This window comes from Phytohabitans flavus (assembly GCF_011764545.1).
Lineage (GTDB): Bacteria > Actinomycetota > Actinomycetes > Mycobacteriales > Micromonosporaceae > Phytohabitans > Phytohabitans flavus.
This window is the reverse complement of the sequence record NZ_AP022870.1, coordinates 1,439,689-1,462,982: the sequence shown is the minus strand read 5'-3', so window position 1 is coordinate 1,462,982 and position 23,294 is coordinate 1,439,689. Positions and strand designations below refer to the sequence as shown.

Annotated in this window: 12 protein-coding genes and 4 pseudogenes; 5 read left to right on the top strand and 11 right to left on the bottom strand. The window is 72.1% G+C overall.

Going from position 1 to position 23,294, the window contains the following annotated elements:
* Nucleotides 1-11 precede the first annotated feature (11 nt).
* Nucleotides 12-1,373: a phthiocerol/phthiodiolone dimycocerosyl transferase family protein gene (locus Pflav_RS06195; protein ID WP_173034430.1), complete on the bottom strand. Its 1,362-nt coding sequence runs from the start codon at nucleotides 1,371-1,373 to the stop codon at nucleotides 12-14.
* 263 nt (nucleotides 1,374-1,636) lie between these two features.
* On the opposite strand from Pflav_RS06195, the pseudogene Pflav_RS48535 reads away from it, so the two are divergent.
* The 4 genes and pseudogenes from Pflav_RS48535 to Pflav_RS06180 all read left to right on the top strand — a co-directional run.
* Nucleotides 1,637-1,942, top strand: a pseudogene (locus Pflav_RS48535) (PIG-L family deacetylase); the annotation flags it as partial.
* Between the two features lie 137 nt (nucleotides 1,943-2,079).
* Entirely contained in the window at nucleotides 2,080-2,352 is a 273-nt protein-coding gene (locus Pflav_RS44945; protein WP_232071017.1) for a hypothetical protein, read from the top strand.
* A gap of 104 nt (nucleotides 2,353-2,456) precedes the next feature.
* Nucleotides 2,457-3,116: pseudogene (locus tag Pflav_RS06185) on the top strand (methionine adenosyltransferase domain-containing protein); the annotation flags it as partial.
* Between the two features lie 1,401 nt (nucleotides 3,117-4,517).
* Nucleotides 4,518-5,228, top strand: coding sequence for a response regulator transcription factor (locus Pflav_RS06180; protein WP_173034428.1), 711 nt, complete (start codon nucleotides 4,518-4,520; stop codon nucleotides 5,226-5,228).
* Here Pflav_RS06180 and Pflav_RS06175 read toward each other — a convergent pair.
* From Pflav_RS06175 to Pflav_RS06140, 9 genes and pseudogenes are all read right to left on the bottom strand, one after another.
* On the bottom strand, nucleotides 5,211-5,978 hold the full coding sequence (locus tag Pflav_RS06175; RefSeq protein ID WP_173034426.1) for a thioesterase II family protein: 768 nt from the start codon (nucleotides 5,976-5,978) through the stop codon (nucleotides 5,211-5,213). The genes Pflav_RS06180 and Pflav_RS06175 overlap by 18 nt on opposite strands.
* Nucleotides 5,975-7,063 carry a MupA/Atu3671 family FMN-dependent luciferase-like monooxygenase gene (locus Pflav_RS06170; RefSeq protein WP_173034424.1) on the bottom strand — a complete coding sequence of 363 codons (1,089 nt, stop codon included), beginning with the start codon at nucleotides 7,061-7,063 and terminating at the stop codon, nucleotides 5,975-5,977. Before Pflav_RS06170 ends, Pflav_RS06175 begins: the two co-directional genes overlap by 4 nt.
* 13 nt (nucleotides 7,064-7,076) lie before the next feature.
* A complete protein-coding gene (locus tag Pflav_RS06165; RefSeq protein ID WP_173034422.1) occupies nucleotides 7,077-7,625 on the bottom strand; it encodes a hypothetical protein in 549 nt (182 codons plus the stop codon).
* Nucleotides 7,589-8,653 (bottom strand): thioesterase domain-containing protein, encoded by a 1,065-nt coding sequence (locus Pflav_RS06160; protein ID WP_173034420.1) that lies wholly within the window; start codon nucleotides 8,651-8,653, stop codon nucleotides 7,589-7,591. Before Pflav_RS06160 ends, Pflav_RS06165 begins: the two co-directional genes overlap by 37 nt.
* A complete protein-coding gene (locus Pflav_RS06155; protein WP_173034418.1) occupies nucleotides 8,650-9,003 on the bottom strand; it encodes an acyl carrier protein in 354 nt (117 codons plus the stop codon). The genes Pflav_RS06160 and Pflav_RS06155 overlap by 4 nt, the downstream gene beginning before the upstream one ends.
* A complete protein-coding gene (locus tag Pflav_RS47875) occupies nucleotides 8,985-9,755 on the bottom strand; it encodes a ketoacyl-synthetase C-terminal extension domain-containing protein (protein ID WP_232072636.1) in 771 nt (256 codons plus the stop codon). Before Pflav_RS47875 ends, Pflav_RS06155 begins: the two co-directional genes overlap by 19 nt.
* Nucleotides 9,732-10,598: pseudogene (locus tag Pflav_RS47870) on the bottom strand (beta-ketoacyl [acyl carrier protein] synthase domain-containing protein); the annotation flags it as partial. The gene Pflav_RS47875 and the pseudogene Pflav_RS47870, both read right to left, overlap by 24 nt.
* On the bottom strand, nucleotides 10,592-14,023 hold the full coding sequence (locus Pflav_RS06145) for a beta-ketoacyl synthase N-terminal-like domain-containing protein (protein ID WP_332107859.1): 3,432 nt from the start codon (nucleotides 14,021-14,023) through the stop codon (nucleotides 10,592-10,594). The gene Pflav_RS06145 and the pseudogene Pflav_RS47870, both read right to left, overlap by 7 nt.
* 473 nt (nucleotides 14,024-14,496) lie before the next feature.
* Nucleotides 14,497-19,460: pseudogene (locus Pflav_RS06140) on the bottom strand (type I polyketide synthase); the annotation flags it as partial.
* A 63-nt stretch (nucleotides 19,461-19,523) separates the two neighbouring features.
* On the opposite strand from Pflav_RS06140, the gene Pflav_RS48530 reads away from it, so the two are divergent.
* Nucleotides 19,524-20,258: a hypothetical protein gene (locus Pflav_RS48530; protein WP_415624309.1), complete on the top strand. Its 735-nt coding sequence runs from the start codon at nucleotides 19,524-19,526 to the stop codon at nucleotides 20,256-20,258.
* On the opposite strand, the gene Pflav_RS06130 is transcribed toward Pflav_RS48530, so the two are convergent.
* The gene (locus Pflav_RS06130) at nucleotides 20,195-23,068 is read right to left on the bottom strand and encodes a beta-ketoacyl synthase N-terminal-like domain-containing protein (RefSeq protein ID WP_173034407.1); all 2,874 of its coding nucleotides are present in this window, start codon (nucleotides 23,066-23,068) and stop codon (nucleotides 20,195-20,197) included. The genes Pflav_RS48530 and Pflav_RS06130 overlap by 64 nt on opposite strands.
* Between the last annotated feature and the right edge of the window lie 226 nt (nucleotides 23,069-23,294).

Genomic DNA, 23,294 nt, shown 5'->3' with positions numbered 1-23,294 from the left:
GACCGCTGCCATCAGGATCGCCAGCGTGTCGTCGGTGACCCGGGCCGCACGTTCGGCCGACGTCTGCCCTCGACATAGCACGTGTTTAGGTGAAGCACACCGTTGCTCGTCACAGCGCAGATGGCCATTTGCCCGGTGACCGACATCGTGGAGAAGAACTGAACGGCGGACAGCTCCCAGTCACCGACTCGATCGGGAAAGTCGACGCGTCCCAGGTTGGACACCAACACGGCCCCGGCCGCGCGGTCGTCGATCCCGTCGACGAAACGCGTGCTGGTCGCGAGGGATTTTGGTGCGAACCGCCTCATGAGCGCAATCGACGAAAGGTGTGCCCGCAGCCGCAGTCGCTTCTTGAGATCCTTGTTGAATTGACGGGCCACGGCCCAGAATTCGGCATTTGGATCCACATCCACGTACGTTTGCGTAACGCACATGTAGTTTCCGACGTCGCTCCTGGCAAGCGGTGGCGACAGCTCCGCGCGTGCTTGGACGGGCGTTCGGATGGTCACCTTGCCCTGCTGGATGCCGATTTCGCGACCGACTGCTCTGGCGACGGCCGTGGACAGTACCGCGTGCACGGTCACGCCGTTTCGCCGGCACGTGCTCAGCAGTGCCTTCAACTGGTCGCCGGACAGTTTCCGGAGCAGCAGCCGGGTGCGTTTCTCCGCCGGCGCCACGTACCGCTCCGGTGCGAGGGGCTTCGTACGCGCCCGGAGCGACGCCATGTGCTCGGTGAACACCGCCGCCATGGCCCGGGGCAGGCCGCGGACCCCACGCGGCAGCGCGTAGCCAAGTGGTGGGACCGGGTCTCGGGAAACCACCGAACGTGGCCGGTCGCTATCGGGGTCCCACTCCGCGGCATAGCCGAGCAGCTGGGCGAGCATGTTCACTCGGGCGGTGGCATCGACGATCGTGTGCGACATTATCAGGACAAGGTCGTGTGTTTCCGCCTCAGTACCCGCGCCCCGCACCACATCGACCAGCCGGGCCATCGGCGCGGTCGACGTGTCCACCGGCACCGCCATCTCGACGGTGTCGAGTTCCCGTTCGGCCGCCAGCTCGTCGTCAGCGTCGGCGTGCACGACGCGAATCGGCATGACGGGTTCGGCGGCGGGCTCGTACCAGGGGTCGGTGCCATCCGCTTTGGCATGAATCGACACCCGCAAAAGGGGCTGTTCGGCGACCACCGCGGCTGCGGCCCAAGCCAACTGCTCCGGGCAGATCTTGCCACGCACCTGCACCCAGGCAAACCCGTTCATCGGCGAGATCTGATGCGATATCCACAGCCAGCGCTCAACGGGGCTCAACGGCCTGCGGACTTTTATCGTTTTCCTGCCCACACCCGCTTTTTCGCTGGAGGTAGTGAGGGCCATCCGCGCGACTCCTTCCGAGGATGGGGCAACAACCGTAACGATGGTTTATTTTCCGCCCAACTCTTCTGCGCGGAAGTGGTCTATTCGTGCCAGGGACATGAGGTGTCCCCAACATGTCGGCGTCCATTCGCTCCGCTCTCGACGGTTCGGAGGGATCGCCACCTAGGGTGAGAGCATGGGACTGACATTAATGGCGGTACACGCACACCCGACGACGAAGTGATCAGCACGGGGGAATTCTCGCTCGCTACGCCGCCGAAGGCGTGCGTACGGTGCTGGTGACGTGTACCAACGGCGAGCAGGGCGACGGCCCCGACGGCATGAAGCCGGATCAGGCCGGGCACGACGCGGCGGAGGTCGCCCGGCTCCGGTTGGAGGAGCTCCGGACATCAGCCGGCCACCTCGGCGTCGATCATGTGGAGCTGCTGGGATATCGCGACACGGGCATGGCCGGCTGGGAGGCGAACAACCACCCAGAGGCGTTTGCCAACATCCCTGTGGCCGACGCCGCTGCCCGCCTCGCCGCGCTGATGGAGCAGTACCGGCCCGACGTTGTCGTCACCTACGACGAAAACGGCGGGTACGGCCACCCCGATCACGTCCAAGCCCACCGGATCGCCCTGGAAGCGGCGAGATCGACCCGCATTCCGCGCAAGTTCTACCACACCGCGATCCCCGGGGCGCGCTCAAGGACCTGTTCCAGCACATGCTGGATGCCGGCATCGAGCTCGGCTTCGAGCCGCCGGAGGACTTCGGCATCCCGGACGACGAGGTCACCACGACGATCGACGTCGCACCCTACGCGGATAACAAGTGCAAGGCGCTTGAGGCGCACACCAGCCAGGGCGAGAACATGTTCTTTCTGCTCCTGCCGCCCGAGGTCCTGCGGCCAGTATTCGGCCAGGAATACTTCATCCTCCGGCACAGTGACGTCCCCTCCCCGGCCCGCGAGGTAGATCTCTTCGCCGGCCTGCGCTGAGGTGGTCCGTTGGGGACAGCCGGCGGGGCCGTCATCAAACGGCCACTTTCGATCGCCGCGCCCGCCGGTGAGCATGGCCTGAACCAACTCGTCAGGGGGAAGCGATGACGCGTCGTTTGTTCACGTCGGAATCGGTGACGGAGGGGCATCCGGACAAGATCGCTGATCGGATCAGTGGCGGCGTGCTGGACGCGTTGATCGGTGCGGACCCACGCAGCCGGGTGACGGTGGATACGTTGATCACGACGGGTCAGGTGCACGTCGCGGGTGAGGTGACCACGCGGGCGTTTTCAGATATCCCGGCGATCGTGTGGGAGACGATTCTACGGATCGGGTACGACTCGTCGAAGAAGGGCTTCGACGGGGCCTCCTGGGGGGTGAACATCGCGATCGGGTCACAGTCGCCGGACATCGCACAGGGCGTCGACTCGGCGATCGAGTTGCGCTCGGGTGAGTCGGGCAGTGCGCTGGATGCGCAAGGCGCTGGCGATCAGGGGATAACGTCCGGCTTCGCCTGTACGGAGACACCGGACATCGAGGGGTACCGGCTGCTGGTGAATCCAACCGGGCGGTTCGAGTTGGGTGGGTCGATGGGCGACGCCAGGTTGACCGGCCGGAAGATCGTTGTGGACACCTATGGCGGGTGTGCCCGGCACGGCGGTGGAGCGTTCTCGGGCAAGGATCTGTCCAATGTGGACCATTCGGCGGCGTACGCGATGCGGTGGGTGGCCAAGAACGTAGTCGCCGCCGGCTTGGCGCAGCGGTTCACCTGGAAACGCACCGACCGCGTCGCCGACGTCAAGTCCGTCGCTGCCTGACGCGCAGCCGTGGAACGGATCCGCGCTGCCATACCTGGCCTCCTCCGCCACCTCGTCGCGGGGCTGTCCCTGATCGGCAGCTTCGCCGGTGGAGCAAACCCGTTGGTGGCGCTCCCGCCAGCCGAACCGGTACGGCCGCCGCGCGGCGGGGACCTCCCGGGTGCCCCGCTCACGCCAGACGAGGCCCACGCCTGGGCCGACCTGGTGGTACGGCTGCGCCCTCCGACGGGCGGCGGTCGCGTCTCCCGTAGACGGCCTGCGCAATAGGGCGGCATCGAACGTCTTTGAGGCTCGGCCTCTTTCAAAACGACGTGCTGCTCCCGCGCACGCGGGGGTGGTCCCGGAGCGACATATGATCTTCGCGGACCGCGGACCGCGGACCGCGGCCCTGCTCCCGCGCACGCGGGATCGGCCCGTCGCACGCCATCAATCTGGAACGTGGCCCACACGTGGGCCGGCTGATGGTCGCGTCAACTCCGGCAGGACGACCGCCAGCGGCGCGCACCCGCACGGCGCGATGATCGTCTACAGCGACGACGGCGGCACCACCTGGCGCAAGGTCGGATGCGGTGCTCTTGCGCCGCGGCGCGCAAGGCAGACTCCGACCCGCCGCGCTGCCGCACGGATCCCTGCCATCACGCCCGGTTGGATGTGGACACTGCCGGACTCGACGAGGTGGTCCGTGTGCTGGCGCCGCTGGGCGCACGGAGCCTGACCGGCAGCCCGCCGACACTGGAGGAGATGTGCCTGCGCCACTACGGCGGCGCTGGACCGGGCAGCCCTCCAACGGCCTCGCCCTCGCTGATGGCAGCCTCAGGCCATGTGCCATGGCATTACCGACGGCAGCTCACCCGCCAGGGCAAACCCTGGTTGTGCCGGCGTCGCCGCGGTATTGAGTCACGCATGTTTTCCAGCACCGAAACCCTTCCGAAACCTGGCGCAAGCCATTGCCTGTCGACTACTCGTCGTAACGAAGGTGGTCACGCTCCCACCTACTTCTCGCACATCGTGACTGCGACATGGTCGGACAAGGACCGACATTTGCTTGAATTATTGATTCATCGATGACCACCGACACCCATACTCCTCGTGACCAAAGTTTGACGTCCTTATATCCCGCCATAGCCTGTTAAATGCCACCGTATAGCAGGGATGGCGTGAGCAAGATTCACTGACTAGTATCGAGGCGAGGTGCGCCGGGAAGACTGGTCGGCATTGTTGCCGCACGCCGGGGGAGCACCGAATTGATGGCCGCAACAAATTGCGTTCACGCTCTATGCAGAGCCGCTTCTTTTCAATTCCTGGCCCTCATTTCCCGCCATCACGTCGACCACGGGAGATATTGAATTGCGCATTCTTTTGGTCGATGTCGACTCGACCCACCGCGAAGGAGCGGCGTCCATTTTGGTGCGCGGGGGGCACCAGGTAGAGCAAATCAACACCGGCAATGCCGCCGTCGAATACGCACCCGACGCCGACATCGTCCTTCTCGGGATGAACCTTCCCGACCTGAACGGAATCGAGGTATGCCGACGGATACGGCAGCGGTCACGGGTACCGATCGTGATGTTCAGCGATGTGGCCGACGAGGCGGCCATCGTTCTGAGCCTGTCGAGCGGGGCCGACGACTACATCGTCAAGCCCTGTGGGAGTCTGGTGCTGCTGGCCCGGGTGACAGCCAACGCCCGGCGGGCCATCTGGTGCCGGGAGCCCAACGAGTCGCCACCCGAGAGCAGGATCATCCTCGGCGCCCTGTCGATCCGGCCGCGCGCCCGGCAGGTGGTCATCGACGGCCGGGAGGTGACGTTGACCCTCAAGGAGTTCGACCTGCTAGTCGCGCTGGCCGAGGAGCCGGGAATTGTCATGCGTCGGAACGAGCTCATCGCCCGAGTGTGGGACGAGAACTGGATCGGGTCCACGCGCACGCTCGACGTGCACATCAGTGCGCTCCGTACCAAGCTCGACCGGGACGGCCTGATCGAGACCATCCGCGGAGTCGGGTTCCGTCTCGACAGCAGTCGGCTGGACGGTCACGACCCGTCACCACGCGACCGCTAACCGCGCTAGCTCGTCCGCGATGGCCTCCGGCAGAGCTTCCCGGCGCTCGTTGAGATAGAAGTGGCCACCGTCGACGAGACGCAGGTCGCACTTCTGAGTGGTGTGCGTACGCCAGGCGCGCAGCTCGTCGACGGTGACAGTGGGATCGCTCCGTCCGCCGACCACGGCGATCGGACATGGCAGCGGCGGGCGGGACACGGCTGAGTACGCCTCCAAGGCCGTCACGTCCGTACGGAGCGTGGGGAGGATGAACCGCACGAACTCGCGGTCGGCGCGGAGGGCCGCCGGTAGGCCGCCGTACCTCTCGTCGAGGGCGGCGAGGAACCGCTCGTCCGGCAGGTCCGCCACGGGCGGGTGGCGCGGCGGCAGGTGCGGCGCCGACCGCGCCGAGACGGTCAGGTGGTGCGGGGTGAGGGCGTACCGCTCGTTGAGCTCGTGCGCCAGCTCGTAGGCCAGGACGGCGCCCATGCTGTGCCCGGCGAGCGCGAACGCGCCGCGCAACCGCGGGGCCACCGCCGCGGCGACATGGCCGGCGATGGCCCGTAGATCGGTGAGGCCGGGCTCGACGGCCCGGGACTCCCGGCCCGGCAGGCGGATCAGCCATGGTTCGGCCAGCGGCCCGACGATCAGCTCCCAGCCGCGGAACGCGGCGATGCCGCCGCCGGCGTACGGCAGGCACAGCAGGGGCATCGTTTCCGCGTTCGGACCGCGGGCACGGCGTAACACCCACAGGTCGAAGGCGTCGCTCATCGACGGTAGTACCAGGACAGGTCGCCGCCGCCGGCCGAAGCGGGGACGCCACCGTCGGCCGCGAAACTCGCCCGGAGCTCGTCGAGCGCGGGAAGGGCCCGCATCACCGTCGGGAACGGCAGTCCGAAGTCGATCAGGCAGGCAACCTCGGTCACCCCGATGTCGGCCAGCCGCGACACCACCGCGCGGCATCGCTCGGGCGATCCGAGCAGGGAGCGCTGGCGGAAGGTGTCCTCGAACGCGGCCTCGACCAACACGTCCTGCTCCTGCTCGGACAGCGCCGCCGACGACCCGCCGACCGCGGCGTCCGTGCCGCGCTGGGTCAGGAACGAGCTGAGGTACGCCTTTACCGGTTTCTCGACGGTACGGCGCGCCTCGTCGTCGTCTGCCGTGACGTAGGTGTGCAGACCGACCGTCACCGTGCCGCCGGAGGGGTCGAGTCCGGCGGCGGCACGGGCCTCGCGGTACCGCTCGATGTTCGCGGCGAGCCTGCTCCAGTTGTCGAGCAGCGTCAGCACGTTCGTTCCTTGCTGGCCGGCCTGCGTCCAGGTTCGCGGGTTGGTGCTGTGGACCAGCCACAGCGGCAGTTCGTCGGTCGTCGGCCGCGGGTAGGTGACCACCGGTAGCGGCTGGCCGTCCGGCCCCGGGAACATGACGCGGTCGCCGCGCCATAGCCTGCGCAGCGTCTCCAGGTGCTCGAAGGTGTACTCCCGGCGGGTGTCGTAGTTTTGAGGGAAGAAGACGAAGTCGTTCTTGTGCCAGCCGGTCGCCAGGCAGAGCCCGACCCGCCCGCCGGACAGCTGATCGACAAGCGCCCACTCCTCCGCGACCCGGACCGGGTGGTGATGCGGCAACACGACGCTGCCCGCGCGCAGGTCGATCCGCTCGGTCACGGTCGCCAGGGCCGCGCTGAGCACGGCGGGGCTAGGGAAGCTCCCACCGAACTCCTGGAAGTGCCGCTCCGGCGTCCACAGTGCGCGAAAGCCGTGCGTGTCGGCGAACCGTGCGACATCAAGCACGAAACGGTAGCGCTCGCCGGCGTCGACGTCGTCGTTGGCCGAGAAAAAATAGACGCTGAAGTCCATGAATACTTCCTCTTTATGCGCGATTCGGGGAGCCACCGCGGGCGACCACGGCGGCGATCTCCGCGATGCACTCGTCCCGGCAGATGGTGTAATGGTCGGCGGGCATGTCCTGGACGGTGAGGCCCGCGCCGACGAAGTCGCCGAAGCCGTTGGTCCGGTCGCCGTCCAGCCGCTTCATCTCGGGAAGGCCGTTCGGGTTGCCCGGGCCGACGAAGCCGTGGGTCGCGTAGAAGAGCCGGGTCGGCACGCTCGAACGCAGGGGAAGCGGCTGGTAGCGAGCGAGGGCGTCGTTGTTGCCGACGATCACCTCGTACGTGCCGCGGACGAGCGTGGAGACCATGCTCCGGTCGAGATCGACCGAGGCCCGCCCGACAAGGAAGTCGGTCACGACCTCCAACTGGCGCTCCACCGCGAGGCCGCGCACGTCCTCCAGCATGAGGTGGTCGCGGATGTCCCACCGGCCGGCGTACGCGTTCCCGATGAGGACAAGCGACATCACCTCGAACTCGTCGACATCGAAGGCGCTCAGGTCGATGCCGGACCAGGCTTCCGTGCCGGGCATGATCGAGTCGATGAGGAACAGACCCTCGACCTCCGCTCCCTGCCGCTGGAGTTGGGTGACGACCTCATAGGCCACCACCCCCCGAACGAGTAGCCGCCGACGCGGTACGGCCCGGCTGGCTGCGAGGCACGGATCGCCCGCACATAGGTGCCGGCCATGTCCTCGATGGTGTGGAATTTGCGGACCTGGGCGTCCAGTCCGAACTGCTCGAGCCCGAACACGGGATGGTCCAGCCCGAGATGCCGCGAGAGGTTGAGGCAGTAGCTGACGTCGCCCAGCAGCGTGTGGACCCAGAAGGTCGGCCGGGCCGTCCCGCCCCGGTTGACGGCGACCGTCACCGGGTCGCCCGGCGGGCTGGTCGAGAGGCCGGCCGTGTTGGCCGGTCCACCCTCGGACAGGACGTGGTCGCTGCCGGTCGGGTCGCCTGCGAGGACCGGAGGCGGCACGACCAGCCGCGACCACTCCAGCGCGCCTGCGCCGGCGACGATGGTGACCTCGACCCCGACCAGTGGCTGCGGGTTCCACCCGCGGGCGAGGTCGGCGACGAGCATCCGGTGGCGTACGGCGTCGCGGAGCCAGCCGGTCAACTGGTCGACCGGCATCGGCATCCGGGCCCGGCGCCCCAGTTCGGCCGCCGCGCTCCGGTACGGGTCGTTCCCGGCCGGCGGCTCGATCTCGCCGGGTGCGGAGAAGACCGCGCTGAATGTACGGAGCACCTCGGCCAGCGCCGCCGGTTCGCCGGTATCCGTGGGCAGCGGCGCCGGTGCCACGAGCACCAGGCGTGCGACCTCGGCGCCGTCCAGGACCAGCCGACGCGCGACCTCGATGGCCAGGAGCGCCGCCGGGCCCCAACCGCACAGGTGGTAGGGGCCGCCGGCATGCGTGTCCCGAAGAGCGCGGACACAGGCGTCCACGACGGCGTCGAGCGCATCCGGCGGCGCGGCCGGCGCGTCGAACCACGGCGACTCGAGTCCCGTCGCCGGGCCATCCCCGGCAAGCCGCCCGGCCAGGTGCAGCGCCCAGGTCAACTCCCCGGTCTCCCCGGCAGGAAGTACATGGGCGTACCGGTGCCCGGCGCGATCGGCACGACGCGGGCCGGGTCCGGCGGCGCGGGTGGCTGCCGCGGAGGTGCCGGCGGGACCGCGCGTCCGTCCAGATAGGTCTCACGCAGGTGGCCGACGAACCGCCGCAGCGTCGAGTGCTCGACGATGGTCAGCATCGGGATGTGGTCCCCGTACTCCAGTTGGACGGCCTGCATGATGCGCAGGCCGGCGATAGAGTCGATGCCGAGGTCCGTGAACTCACGGTCCGGGTCAACGTCGCGCGGTTCCACACCGATGCCCTGGGCCACGATCCGGCTCAACGGGTCGTCGAGCATGGCCGGCGCATGCGGGTCGGCGGGCGCGGGTGGACGCGGTGGCACAGGCGGCGGGGCGTCCACGCGGGGCCGGGCGACCGGGGTCGGGGCGGCCACGACGACATCGGCCACGACTGTGGCGTCCACGCGCGGCGGGGCCCCCGCTCGGGGAGCCAATGCCGGTCGGGCTGGAACGGGTACCCGGGCAGGGGCACCCGCCGCGCCGGCCACGGCGCCGGCAGGAGGTCGTCCGGGCCGCCCGCGCACCAACTCGACAGCGCGTCGTCGGCGCCGAACGCCGGCTCACCGTCCAGGTAGCCGCGCAGTCCCGCCAGGAGGTCGTCGACGGAGGCGGCATCGAAGGCCAACCGCGCCGGCAGCCGCGGACGGCCGTACGTCAGCGTGAACGCGATGTCCGAGAACCGCGGGAAGTCCGGCTGCCAGCGCTGCCGTTCCAGGTGGGCCAGCAGGTGGCGCGCCTGGTCCCGGAGCCGTTCGTCGGTGGCCGCGCTCACCAGCACCGGCAGCGCCTCCCGCGCCGGCGGGGTGGGCGGTGTGGTGGCCGGTGGCTCCTCAACGACGACGTGCGCGTTGACCCCGCCGAAACCGAACGAGCTCACGCCGGCCCGCCGCGGTATCTCGACACCGTCCGCGCCGCGCAGCCGGCGCCACTCCGTTGCCCGGTGGTTGATGTAGAACGGCGTGTCCCGCAGGTCGATGCCGGGATTCAGTCGGGTGAAGTGGGCCAGCGGGGGGATGGTCCCCGCACGCATTGCCAGCACAACCTTCACCAGGCCGGTGAGGCCGGCGGCGGTCTCCAGATGGCCGACGTTCGCCTTGACGCTACCTAGCGCGCAGTGCCGCCGGCCGGTGGCCTGCATGCGGCGGAACGCCTCGGCGAGTCCGGCGAACTCGATCGGGTCGCCGAGCTGCGTTCCGGTCCCGTGCGCCTCGATGTAGGTGGCCGTCGCCGCGCTGAGTCCGGCCGAACGCCATGCGCGTTCGATCACGTCCGCCTGGGCTGCCGGATTCGGTGCGGTCAGCGACGTCGACCGGCCGCCGTGGTTGACGGCGGTCCCGCGGATGACAGCGCGGATGTCGTCGCCGTCGGCGAGGGCGGCGGCCAGCGGCTTGACCAGCAAGGCGACCACGCCCTCGCCGCGCACGTAGCCGTCGGCTCCTTCGTCGAAGGTCTTGCATCGGGCGTCGGAGGCCAGCATCCCGGAGCGGCCGAACGCGTGGTGGCCGGCGCTGGTCAGGATGAGGTTGACCCCGCCCACGACGGCCGCCCCGCACTCGCCGGTCCGGATCGAGCGGACGGCGCGGTGCAGCGCGACGAGGGAGCTAGAACAGGCGGTGTCCACCGGTTCGCTCGGGCCGCGCAGGTCGAGCAGGAAGGAGACCCGGTTGGCGAGCATGCTGTGGGTGTTTCCGGTGGCCGCCTGGCCGTCGATCTCGACGTCGGCGTCACCGAGGAGCTGGCCGTAGTCGCGTCCGGCCACACCGACGAACACTCCGGTGTCCGAGCCGGCCAGCGCGCGGGGGTCGTATCCCGCCGACTCGATTGCGTGCCACACGGTTTGCAGGAACAGCCGGTGCTGCGGGTCCATCAGGCGCGCCTCACGCGGCGAGAGCGAGAAGAACGCCGCATCGAACCGGTCGACATCCCGATGTACCCGCCCCGGGTGTCAGCCGGTGGGTCCGACCACGGAGGCCGCTCGGCCGGGTACTCGCCGATGAGGTCCCGCCCGACGACCACGCTCTCCCAGAGGCCGTCCGGGTCTGTGCCGCCCGGGAAGGTGCCGGCCAGCCCGACGATCGCGATCGCGGTACCGTCGGCCGCGGCCGGGTCCGGTTGGCTCCACGCGACCGCGTCGGCCGCGCTGGCCACCGCCACCGGCGGCCGTTCGGCGACCGGCGCCGGAGTGCGGTCGGCGCGCGTCCCCACGCGGCGGGCGAGCGCGCCGACCGACCCGTAGGCGTACAGCTCCGCCGGGTTCATGGCGGCGCCGGTCAGTTCGGCCAGGCGCTGCGCCAGCTCGACCAGGGTGACCGAGTCGAACCCGAGGTCGCTGACGTTGTCGTCGGCGGTCAGGTCGCCCGGACGCACCCCGAGGACGTCGGACATAGCGGTGAGCACCACGTCGAGGCCGTCCTCGAGACGGTCCACGGGCGCCGCGCCGGGCGTGCTCCCGTTCGGGCTGGTGGGCATAGACAGCCAGTACCGCCCTGTGTCGAACGGATACGCCGGCAGGGAGACGATGGTGGCACGGGTCTGGCCCGGCACCTCGCTCCAGTCGACCGTTCCGCCGCCGGCCCAGGTCACCGCCGCCACTCGAATCGCCCCGTCCGGCGGCTCGGCCGGCGGTGGCGTCCCGCCCGCGTACAGGTCCGGGTCGGCCTGCCCTGCGAGGAACCGGGTGAGCGCCTCGGCCAGCCTGTCGCGGTCGCCGGCCACCACGACCAGCCGGGCGGCCAGCTCGGTCCGGCCGCGCTGGAGGGTGTAGGCGAGGTCGGCGAGGTCGGGCGGGTCGGCGGATCGCAGCCGTTCCGCGAGCCGCTCGGCGACGGCGCGCAGTTGGGCGGGCGTACGGGCGGACAGCGGTACCGCCCGCGGCGTCTCCGTGGCCGGCGGGCGCGGGCTCGCCGCTGGCTCCTGCACGACGACGTGGCAGTTGGCGCCGCCGGCGCCGAACGAGCTGATCGCCGCGCACCGCGGCACGCCGTCGACGGCCGGCCACGGGCGCAGCCGGTCGGCCAACTCCAGTGGTGCATCCGGCCCGGTCAGGCCCTCAACCGGGTTCGCGCAGTCGATGGTCGGGGCGATCTGCCCGGCCCGCATCTGGAGCAGGACCTTGGTCAGCTGGGCGATGCCGGATGCGGACTCCAGGTGCCCGACGTTCGGCTTGAGTGAACCGACGACGCAGCGGTCCCGCCCGCGCCCGCCGTGCACGGTGATGAGGGACTCCACCTCGGTGGCGTCACCGACCGGTGCGCCGACCGCCTGGGCTTCGACGTAGGCCACGTTCTCCGGGCTGATCCCGGCCCGCGCGAGCACAGTGGACAGCAGGACAGTCTGCGCCTCGGCACTCGGCGCCGTGTAGCCCTCGGTACGGCCGGAGGCGTTGACGCCGGAGGCCAGCAGGCAGCCGTAGACGCGGTCGCCGTCGCGCAGGGCGGCGGACAGGGGCTTGAGCAGGACCGCGCCCACCCCCTCGCCGGTGACCATGCCGTCGGCGGCCCGGTCGAACGCGCGCGCGTGCCCGTCGGAGGAGAGCATCTTGCGGCGGGCCAGGCCGAGGTGGTGGCCCGGGTGCAGGATCAGGTTAACGCCGCCGGCGAGAGCGAGGTCGCAGTCGCCGCGGCGGAGGCTCTCGGCGGCCAGGTGCACGGCGGTCAGGGAGGACGAGCAGGCGGTGTCGACGGCCATGCTGGGGCCGCCGAGGCCGAGGCAGAACGAGACCCGGTTCGCGATCGACCAGGAGGCGGAGTGACCCTCGCGCCGGTCCCCGCTCCCCCACGACTGGGCGGCCAGCAGTTCGTAGTGGCCAGACATGACGCCGACGAAGACGCCGACGCCGGTACGGGGATCGTCGGCGCGGCGGGGCGGGTAACCCGCGTCCTCGAACGTGCTCCAGGCCACCTGCAGGAAGAGCCGCTCCTGCGGATCCATCAGCTCCGCCTCGCGCGGCGAGATCCCGAACAGCAGCGGGTCAAACTGGTCGATGTCCTCCAGAAAGCCGCCCCAGCGGTGGGTGCCGTCGTCTGGGTCGACCGGCCAGCGCTGGGCCGGAATCTCCGTGACCGCGCGCCGGCCGTCGCGGAGCAGGCGCCAGAAATCGTCCACAGTGGCCGCACCGGGGTACCGGCCGGCAAGCCCGACGACCGCGATCGGCTCCGCCGGCCGCGCCTCCGGTTGGGCGTCCACGCGATCCTGTCCTCCATTGTGGAGGCCGGTGGGTGGGGCCGGAACACGGCCGGTGCGGGCTTCGCCGAGGGTCTCGGCGATCGACAGCAGTGACCCGCCGGCGAGCAGGGACTCCTTCGGCACCGGGCCGTACCTCTCCTCGATCACGGCGGCCACCTCCATCGCGACGAGCGAGTCGGCGCCGTATGTGGACATCGGTGCCCGCGGGTCGATCTCCGCCGGGTCGAGGCGGAGCACCCCGGCGTACACCCCGCGCAGGTAGTCGACGTCGGTGTCGTCGGGCCCACTGACGGCACGGTCGGTGTGCCGTTCCTCGGCGGTGCGGTGCTGGCTTGCCGTTTCGGAGGTGACACCGGCGATCTCCGGCCGCCAGCCGTCCTGCTCGGCCACGATGACGTGCTGGCCACCGTCGGCCGGGCCGAACGCCCACCCGCCGCGCAGCCCGGCGTCGGTCAGAACCGCGCGCCACCCCGGCTCGTCGAGCAGCGGCGCATGCGGCAGCCGCAGGCCGTCCTTGTGCTTCCACCATCCCTCGGCCAGGCCGAAGGTGAGGGTGAGGAAGGGGTGCGCCCGGGTGACCTCGTTGAGCAGCAACAGCCCGCCGGGGCGCAGCAGCCGCGCCACCTGGGCCAGCGTGTGCCGCAGGTCGCCGGTGGCGTGCAGGACGTTGCTGGCGACCACGACGTCGTACCGCCGGCCGTCGAAGCCCTGCGCCGCCAGGTCGCCTTCGATGTCGAGGATCCGCGTGCTCAGCGGTACGCCCTGCCCGGCGAACCGGTCGCCGCCGCGGTGCGCCAGCGCCGGCGAGATGTCCGTAAACTCGTACCGGACCGACCCGACGAGTCCGCTCTGCCGCAGGGCGGCCAGCACCGCCTCGGTCGTCGCCCCGGTTCCGGCGCCGATCTCGAGCACGGACAGCGGTTCCTGGTCCGCCGGCAACGCCCGGGCCAGCGCCGACACCGCCTCGGCGACCAGGCCGTTGAGGTGGTCGGCCCGACGGTTGTGGCGGTACACGTCGGCGACCAGCGCGTCCGAGCCGTCCGGCAGCAGGACCGCGGTGCCAGGGCGGCGCCCCGACAGGACGTCGAGGTACCCGGCGGCGCAGGCGCGCATGAGGGTGGCCACCGCCCGGCTGTCCGGCGCGTCCAGGAGCGCGGCCAGGCGTTCGCCGATGTCGGCCGAGGTGACCCCGCGTACCGCCGCGGTCGCGTACACGCGGCCGTCCCGCTCGACCAGGTAGCCCGCCTCGGCCAGCGCGGCGACGCTGGCCGCGAGCAGCCGGGACGAGGCCGCCGATACGGGCGCGGACCGGTCCGGCAAAAGCGCCCGCGGATCGACCGGCTCGCCGGGTTCGCGGGCGAGACCCCGCTCTTGCCAGGCGGCGAGCAGCATCCGGGCGGCGAGGTCGTCGATTTGGTCCAGCACGGCGGCGTCGGTCGCGTCACCGTCGGCGGCGATCTGGAGCGCGGCGACGACGACATCGGGGTCGGTGCGTCCACCGGCCCGCTCCAGACGGTGGCTCACCGCGGTGACGCCCAGGGCCGCCGCTGCCTCGTCGGTCAGCGCGATCGGCGCCACCTGCGTCACCGGTGCCGAGGCGACCTCTTCGAAGGCCCGGAGCCCGTCGAGTGTCGAGATCGCCCGCACACCGAGGCTGGCCATCCGCTCCTGGTACTCCGCACCGGCCACCGATCCGGTCTCCCCCAGTAACCCCAGTTGTACACCTTCACGGGGACGCGGTACCGCGCGCCGACGTGCCGGGCGAACGCGTCCTGGAAGGTCGACGCCGCGGCGTAGTTGGCCTGCCCGGCCGGTGCGGTGAGGGCGACGGCCGACGAGAAGTACGCCACGATGTCGAGCGGTTCGTCCGCGAGTACCTGGTGCAGGACGGCTGAGCCGCGCAGCTTGGCCGAAAGCGCCGCCCGCAACCCATCTTCGTCCATTGTGGATAAGGTGCGGTCGGCGAGCGTGAAGGCGGCGTGGACGGCGCCGTTCAGCCGCCCGAAGCGCTGCCGGGCCGCACGTACCACCTCGCCCATCGCGACCGGGTCGGTGACATCGGCCCGCTGGTACATGACCTGCGCGCCCGCCCGCCGCAGCGCGGCCAACGCCGGCTCGACCGCTTCGGCCTGGCGCCGTCCGACGACGACCAGGTTGGCCGCGTAGCGGCGCGCGAGCAGCCCGCCCACCTGTGCGCCCAATCCCCCGCCACCGCCGACGAGCAGGTAGACGCCGCCGTGCCGCCACGGGGCGCGATCCGGGTCGTCGGGCGGCAGCAGCGCCGGGTGCAGCTGGCGGACCAGGCGGTGGCCGCCGCGCAGCGCGACCTCGACGTCGTCCGCCGGCCGGTGACCGGCGACGAGCCGGGTCAGGTCCGGCCGGCCGAGCTCGTCCGGATCCAGGTCCAGGCAGCTGATCTCCGCGAACCGCAGCTCTCGGGCGGCGACCCGGGCCAGGCCGATCTGTGCCGCCGCGAACGGGTTCGGCGCCGGGCGGCGGTCGTCGATCTGCTGGGCTCCGCTGGTGACGACCACGACGCGGATCGGCGTACGGTCGCCGGCCAGCAGCGCCCGGACGACGCGGAACAGGGCCACGACCCCGATCTCCTGCGCGGTCTCCAGGTGCGCCAGGTCGGAGGCGCCGTAGCGGAGCTCGTCGACGCCGGTAAGCAGGTAGACCGTCGCCGGCCGCAGCTCGGACAGCAGGTCCCGGTAACCGGCCTCGGTGGGCCGGGCGGCGGCGACGTCGACGATCCGCCCGCCGCCGGGGTGCCGGTCCAGGAGCGCGGCGGCGAGCCCGCCGTCGCCAGGGCCGGTGAGCACGAGCGCCGGTCCCTGCGGGACTGCGGGCTCGACCGGCGGGGCCAGCCGCCACGCGCTGCGCAGGTACCCGACCGGACGCGGGCGGACCGCGTGGAAGTCGTGGAAGGCGACGGCGACCCGTCCCCGTTCGTCGGCCACGATCACATCGGCCCGGGCTGATCCCCGCCTTGGGTCGACCTCGCGGAGCCGGCCGTGTGCCACGAGCCGTCCCACGGGACGGTCCAGCAGGTCGATCCGGCCGACCGACGCCGGCAGCAGCAGCTCGCCTTCGCCGAGCGCGCGCAGCACCTGCAAGGCGGCGTCCACCGGGCCGACCGGCAGCCAGTTGGCGTCGGCCGGGTCGGCGGCGTCGATCGTCGCGATCGCCTCGTCCGCGCCACGACGCACGCTGGCGAGCCGCCGGAAGGTGGCCCCGTAGCGCAGGCCGGAGGCCTCCGCTCGGTGGTAGAGCTCGTGCACGTCGACGGGCGTCCGGCAGCGTTCGAGGATGGCCGCGAGGTCCAGGTCGGGTGGCGCGCCGGCCGGACCGGCGAGCGCGGTGCCGGTGGCGTGGACGGTTCCGGCGTCGTCGGACACGACGAAGGCGAGGCCGTCGCCGCGGCGCTCCAGTCCGATGTGGACCGTGGTGGTCTTCGCGTCGACGGTGACCGGGGCGTGCCAGCGCACGTCCGTCAGCGCGGTCACCGCGCCGAGCTCGCCGGCCGCCGCGCCGCGGACGAGGTCGAGCACCGCCACCCCGGGAAGGACCGGCTGGCCTCGCACGACGTGGTCGCGGACCACGGCATCGTCCAGACCCACCGTGTGGGTACGACGTCGGTGGGCGGCCTGGCCGGCCGGTGGCGCCGGGGTGGCCTCCGGGAACCAGTACCGCTTTCCGGCGAACGGATAGCTCGGCAGCGGCACTCTCGACCCGGGGGTTCCGCCGGTCGCCGCGACCGGTGACAGGTCAGTGCCGGCCACCCACAGCCGCGCGACCCGTGCGTGGTCACCCTCCCTGGCCGCCTCGACCAATCCGGCCGGGTCGGCGTCCGTGACGGCACCGATAACGGCGGTGCCGACCAGCGCCGGGTCGGCCCGTCCGGCGAGGAAGGCGTCCAATCCGGCCAGCAGGTCGTCGTAGGTGGTGGCCGGGATGGCCAAGCGGTGCTCCAGAGCTTCGCGCCCGACCGCGAGAGTGAAGGCGACGTCGCGCAGGGCCGGCCGGTCGGGCTCCTCGGCCGCCCAGGCGCGCAGCCTGGCCACCACGTCCCGCAGGTGTTCGGTGGTGTGCGCGGACAGTGCGATCACGACCGGGCCGCCGGGTGCCGGGGCCGGTCGCGGCGGGGTCGGGTACTCCTCGACGACGGCGTGGGCGTTGGCGCCGCCCGCGCCGAAGGAGCTCAGTGCGGCTCGGCGACGCTGGCCCCGGGGGCTCGTCCAGTCCCCGGCCGCACGCACGAGGCCGAACCCGGAGCCGGCGAGGTCTAGGTGCGGGTTGACCCGCTCGCTGTGCAGCGTGGGTACGAGCGTCCGGTGCCGGAGCTGGAGCAGTACCTTGTGCAGGCCGGCGACGCCGGCGGCCGGCTCGAGATGGCCGATGTTCGACTTGACCGACCCGATCGGGATCGGCTCGCGGCCCGGCCGTGGGGCCAGGGCGCGGGCCAGGCCGTCGACCTCGATCGGATCACCGAGCTCGGTGCCTGTGCCGTGGGCTTCGACGTAGCCGATCGTCGCCGGGTCGACGCCGCCCCGGCGCAGCGCCCGGGTCACGACCGCGGCCTGGGCGCTCGGGCTGGGCACGGTGTACCCCGACGTCCGGCCGCCGTGGTTGACCGCCGTCGCCCGGATGACGCCGTGGACCCGGTCGCCGTCCGCCTCGGCGGCCGCGAGCGGTTTGAGCAGGACGACGCCGGCGCCCTCGCCGGGCGTGTAGCCGTCTCCACCGGCTCCGAAGGACCGGCACCGGCCATCGGTGGACAGGAACCGGCGCTGGGCCAGGGCGACGTAGCGGCCGGGGTCCAGGATCAGGTTGACGCCACCGGCGACGGCCGTGCGGCATTCCCCCGGCGCAGGCTCTCGCACGCCAGGTGGAGCGCGGTCAACGACGCCGAGCAGGCGGTGTCGATCGTCAGGCTGGGCCCGTGGGCGTCGAGCAGGAAGGAGATCCGGTTGGCCAGCGACCACAGCGACGAGTCGGCGATGACCCGGTTCCCTCGTGTCCACTCCTGCGCGCCCCGGGTCCGGTAATCGCCGGTCGAGGCGCCGATGAACACACCGATGGCGTTCTCCCCGTCGGCCGCGCTGCGCCGGCGCAACTCGGCCCGCGAGTATCCGGCATCCTCCAGCGCGTGCCAGGTGACCTCCAGCAGGATGCGCTCCTGCGGATCCATCGTTTCGGCGTCACGCGGTGCGATGTGGAACGGCAGCGGGTCGAAGCGGTCGACGTCTGTGAGGAAGCCGCCCCAGCGGGCGTAGGTCCGTCCCGGTCGCGGATCTCCGGCGGTGTAGTAGTCCTCGTGCCGCCACCGGTCGGCGGGGATCTCCGTGACGCTGTCCCGACCGTTCAGCAGCCCGGTCCAGAACTCGGCCAGATCGGCGGCGCCCGGATACCGCCCGGCCATGCCGATGACCGCGATCGCGGTGTCACCGCCACCGTTCTCGGCCATGCCGGGGCTTTGCGCGGCGGCTGACGGGCGGTCGACCGCGGAGGCCGGCACGGCCGCCGCCGGGCTGTGCTCGGGGCCCGCGTCGTCCGCCGAGGGCAGGGGCAGCCGGGCGGCGAGGAACCGGGCGGCCGCGCCGATGGTGGGATGGTCGAAGAAGACCGTGGCGGGCAGGGGCCCGAACCGCTCCTCGGCCGCGGCGGTGAGGCGCCGCAGCAGGATCGAGTCGAGCCCGATCGCGGCGAAGTCCAGGTCCGGCCCGACGCGGGACGGAGCGAGCCCGCCAATCCGCGCCACCATGGCGGTGAGCTCGGCGTGCACGGCGGAGGAGTCCGGCGGGCCGCTGGACGTCGGTGCGCTCGCCGGGTACGCACCGGCGGTACGTGCCGTCCGTTCGGCGGCGAAGTGCCGGATCCGACCGGGGTCACCGTGTCCGACGACGAGGTCGACGTGGTCGCCGGCGATGCCCTCGACCAGGGTTCGGAGGAGAGCGGACCCTGGCAGTGGGGCCAGCCCGGTCCGCGCGAACAGCGCCCGGCGGTCCGCCTCCGCCACGGTCATGCCACCGCCGTCCACCAGCGACCAGCCGAGGGTACGAGTACGTCCGGGCGCGCCGGCCGAGGCCCGTTCCCGCGCCCACTCGGCGACGGCACGGTTGGCCGCGGCGTAGTCCGCCTGCCCGGCCCGTCCGAGATACGCCGCCGCCGAGGAGAAGACGACGAACGCGTCCAAGGGCTGGTCGCGGGTCGCCGCGTCGAGCGCACGGGCGCCGAGCAGCTTCACGCCGAGCACGCGCCGCGCGGACTCGGCCCGCTTCTCGGCGACCGGTCCGTCCTCGTTGACCCCGGCCAGGTGCAGGACGCCGGTCACCGGGCCGAACCTGGCGTTGGCGCGGACGACAGCTCGCGCCACGTCGCCCTGTTCGGTGACGTCACCGGCGACGTACTCGACCGCGTCGCCGAGTGCCGCCAGCCGCTCGCCGACCTGATCCGCCGGCCGGCGGCCGAGCACGACCAGCCGGACCCCGTACTCACGGACCAGCCCACGCGCCAGGAACGGTCCGATCCCGCCGGCGCCGCCGCTGATTAGCAGGACGCCACCGGGAGCGAACGCGGGGCCGGGCAGCGCGACGACGGGCGCCGCCACCTCATGCAGTATCCGGACGGCCCGGCCGGCGGAGTCGTGCCGAACCTCGGCGAATCCGGCGTCGTCGGCCAGCGCGGCCGAGGCCGCGTCCCACACCGACCCGGTGGCTCCGGACGCCCAGTGGAGGGCGGCGAGCCGCAGCTCGGCATGCTCGGCCGCGACGAGCTGCGCGAACCCTCCGTACGCCGCCGCCCGCTCCGCGCCGCCGCCACCCGTGGCGAGGAGGGTAGCCGGGCGGTGCCCGCGGCGGGCGCCGAGCGCCCGCGTCAGGGCCAGCGGGGCGTCCAGCCACCGATCGGCGGCTTCGCCGGGCGCCCCGACCAGGACGATGGGGTGGTCCTTCGGTACGCCGCCGGCGTCGAGGGCGTCCAGCAGGGTCGCCCAGGAGTCCCGGTCCTTGGTATCGAGCCGGTACCCCCAACGGGTCGCCGCGAACCGGTCGGCGTGGGTCGCGACGGGCGCCTCGGCCGGCGGTGCGTGTTCGGCCACGCTCCCGGCGAACACCACGACGGGCGCGGGCGCGGCACCCGCCGGCGCCGGTCGGACCTGCCAGTCGGGGGCGAACCGGACGAGCGCCGGAGCGCCGTGGCCGGCGTCCCGCAACAGACGCAGTCCCTCCGCGGGCGACAGCGCACCCCGCCGGACCTCGTCCAGGATGTGCCGGGTCTGATCGGTCACGGTGCCACCTCGCTCATCGCCCACATCTGCTCCACCTCGTCCACCGACCGGTCGCCATGACCGAGCTCGGTGAGCACCGCGAGCCAGTCCGGCTCCGGTCCGCCAGCTTCGGCACCGGCGGCGAACGGCGCGGTCGCGGCCTCTCCCTGCGTCTCCCGCGCCGAGACCCAGTGCCGGTCCGCGGCGAACGGGTAGCCGGGCAGGTGGCACCGCCGGGGCGGCGTCGGGTAGAGCCGCGCCCACGGCAGCGTGTCGTCCCCGGCCACCCAGCGCCGCGCCCAGTCCGCGGGGTCGCCGGTCTCGGGCGGTGCGGTCGCCGTGTCGCCGGCCGACTCGGTGCCGGGTAACCCGGACCAGACCCGCGGCGACGGATCGCCGTCCAGGAATTGACGCAGGCCGGCGACGAGGTCCGCCACGGTGCGGCCGACGACGGCCGCCCGGTGGGCCATCGGATCCCGTCCCGCCTGCAGCGTCCAGGCGACTTCGGCCGGCGCCGCACCGGTTTCGGCCGCCAGGAACGCCGCGAGGCGGGTAGCCAGGTCGTGCAGCTGCCCCGGCGTACGCGCGGACAGGGGCAGCACCACCTCCTGGTCCGGGACCGGCACCGGGTCCATCCGATGCTCCTCCACCAAGACGTGGGCGTTGGCGCCGCCGAAGCCGAACGAGCTGACGCCGGCCCGGCGGGGTTGGCCGTCCTGGACGGTCCAGGCGCGGGGGCGGTCGACGAGCGTGAACGGGCTGCCCGCCAGCTCGACCATCGGGTTGGTGCGGTGCAGCTCCACCGTCGCCGGCAGCAGGTCGTGCCGCAGGGACAGCAGTACCTTGAACAGCCCGGCCATCCCGGCGGCGGCTTCGAGATGGCCGACGTTCGACTTGACCGAGCCGAGCCCGCACCACGGCTGGTCCGCCGGCCCCGCCCCGAGCTCGGTGAAGGCCCGCTTGAGCGCCTCCACCTCGATCGGGTCACCCAATGCCGTACCGGTGCCGTGGGTCTCGATGTAGCTCACGGTGCGCGGGTCGACGCCGGCTCGCCGGTACGCGTCGACCACGAGAGCGGTCTGCGCGTGCGGATTGGGGACGGTCAACGACTGGGTCCGTCCACCGTGGTTGGTGGCGCTGGCCCGAATCACCCCATACACGGGATCGCCGTCGGCGACGGCGCGGGACAGCGGCCGCAGGAACATCGCCGCGACGCCTTCGGCCCGCACGTACCCGTTGGCCCGGTCGTCGAAGGCGAAGCACCGTCCGTCCGGAGACAGGAAGCCGGCCTGCCCGAAGGCGACGAACAGCTCGCGGGTGAGCAGCAGGTTGGCGCCGCCGACGACCGCGCCGTCGCAGTCACCGGCCGCCATCGCGCGGACCGCCCGGTGGACCGCGACCAGCGCGCTCGAACAGGCGGTGTCGACCGGCTCGCTCGGGCCGCGCAGGTCGAGCAGGTACGAGAGCCGATTGGCGAGTACGGCGTGGGAGACCCCGCTCGGGGCGTGCGCGTCCTCGTGCCGGTCGGCGGTGGTGAGCAACTCGTGGTAGTCGAAGCCGGAGACGCCGACGAAGACTCCGGTACGGCTGCCGCGCAGGCGGGCCGGCGCGTGCCCGGCATCCTCGATCGCGTGCCAGGCCGCCTGGAGAAAGAGGCGCTGTTGCGGGTCCATCAGCGCCGCCTCGACCGGTGAGATGCCGAAGAACTCGGCGTCGAACCGGTCGACCGACGGCAGGAACCCGCCCCAATGGCTGTTCGTGGTGTGCGGTTCGCGGCGCGGATCGCCGTCGACCGCCCGCCAGTCGAAGCGTTCGGCCGGTACCTCGGTGACCAGGCAGCGTCCGGCGGCCAGGTGCTGCCAAAAGGTCTCGACGTCCGGCGAGCCGGGGAAGCTTCCGGCGATCCCGACGATCGCGACGGCGTCGCCTTCCGCCGGCTGCTCCAAACGCGGCATCGGCGACCGCGGTACCGTGATGACCGCCGGTGCGCCGCCGACCAGGGCCTGGCAGCGGTCACTGTCCCGGTCCAGCAGGTGGTCCGCCAGCGCGCGCGGCGTCGGGTACTCGAAGAGGATCGTCTTGGGCAGGGGCCCGAATCCGGCTTCCAGGCTCCGGACGAGTGCGATCGAGCCGAGCGAGTCGACGCCTTTCGCCGCGAATGTGTCGTCGTCGCCGATCGCCTCGACGGGTACCCGGAGGAAGTCCGTGACGACGGCGCGCACGTGCCGGCGCAGCGCCGCCCTCAGGTCACCAGGAGGAGTCCGGCCAGAGGCGGGCGCCGCGGCGGCCGGCAGGACGAGCACGGCCTGGCGTTGGGCCTCGTCCCCACCCGGTCCGGGATCCACGACGGTGAGGTCGCCGAACCCGTGCATCGCCGCCAGTCGCCGCCATCGGGCGATGTCGAGCAGCGGTGAACCCGGCAGCCGGTGCTGTGGATCGGTGAACTGCCACCACCCTCTGGTCAGCCCGAAGGTGAGGGTGACGAACGGGTCGTCGGCGGTGAGTTCGTTGACCACCAGGCATCCACCGGGTCGCAGCGTGCCGCGCAGGCCGGCGAGCGCGGCACTGATCGATCGGGTCGCGTGCAGGACGTTGGCGGCGACCACGACGTCGTAGCGTCCCGTGTCGGGCGGCTCGGGTGGCTGCTCGACGTCGAACTGCGCGAACCGCATCGGGACTGGGCCGCCGGAGAGGTCGTGGCGGGCCCGCTCGACGAAGGACTGGGCCACGTCCGTGACCGTGTACTCGACCGACGGCCCGAACTGGCGCAGCTCGGCGAGGACCAGCCGGGTGGTCGCCGCGGTGCCCGCGCCGACTTCGAGGACGCGGGCCGGCTCGTTCTGACCCTCGGCCAGCCGGCGGCGGACCTCGTCCCGCACGGCGGTCGCCACGCGACGGTGGTAGACGTCGGCGACCTCGGTCCCCCGTACACGTCGGCGACGAGTGTGCCGTCGCCGTCCGGGAAGAGCACTTCGAGTGCGTCGAGCTCGCCGCGGAGCACGGCGGGGATGCGCGGCGCGCACCGGGTGAGCAGGCGCAGGTGCGGGCGCAGGTCGGGATGGTCGCGCTCGATGCGGTCGGCCACCGCGTCCGGGTCCGGCACCGGCTGGACGCGGC

Coding starts and splice junctions, on each gene's coding strand:
- Pflav_RS06155 (WP_173034418.1), bottom strand. CDS start 9,003: ATGCTCGACGACCCGTTGAGCCGGATCGTGGCCCAGGGCATCGGTGTG.
- Pflav_RS06145 (WP_332107859.1), bottom strand. CDS start 14,023: ATGCGCGCCTGCGCCGCCGGGTACCTCGACGTCCTGTCGGGGCGCCGC.
- Pflav_RS06195 (WP_173034430.1), bottom strand. CDS start 1,373: ATGGCCCTCACTACCTCCAGCGAAAAAGCGGGTGTGGGCAGGAAAACG.
- Pflav_RS06175 (WP_173034426.1), bottom strand. CDS start 5,978: ATGAGCGACGCCTTCGACCTGTGGGTGTTACGCCGTGCCCGCGGTCCG.
- Pflav_RS47875 (WP_232072636.1), bottom strand. CDS start 9,755: ATGCGTGCGGGGACCATCCCCCCGCTGGCCCACTTCACCCGACTGAAT.
- Pflav_RS06165 (WP_173034422.1), bottom strand. CDS start 7,625: ATGCCCGGCACGGAAGCCTGGTCCGGCATCGACCTGAGCGCCTTCGAT.
- Pflav_RS48530 (WP_415624309.1), top strand. CDS start 19,524: ATGCAGTATCCGGACGGCCCGGCCGGCGGAGTCGTGCCGAACCTCGGC.
- Pflav_RS44945 (WP_232071017.1), top strand. CDS start 2,080: ATGCTGGATGCCGGCATCGAGCTCGGCTTCGAGCCGCCGGAGGACTTC.
- Pflav_RS06170 (WP_173034424.1), bottom strand. CDS start 7,063: ATGGACTTCAGCGTCTATTTTTTCTCGGCCAACGACGACGTCGACGCC.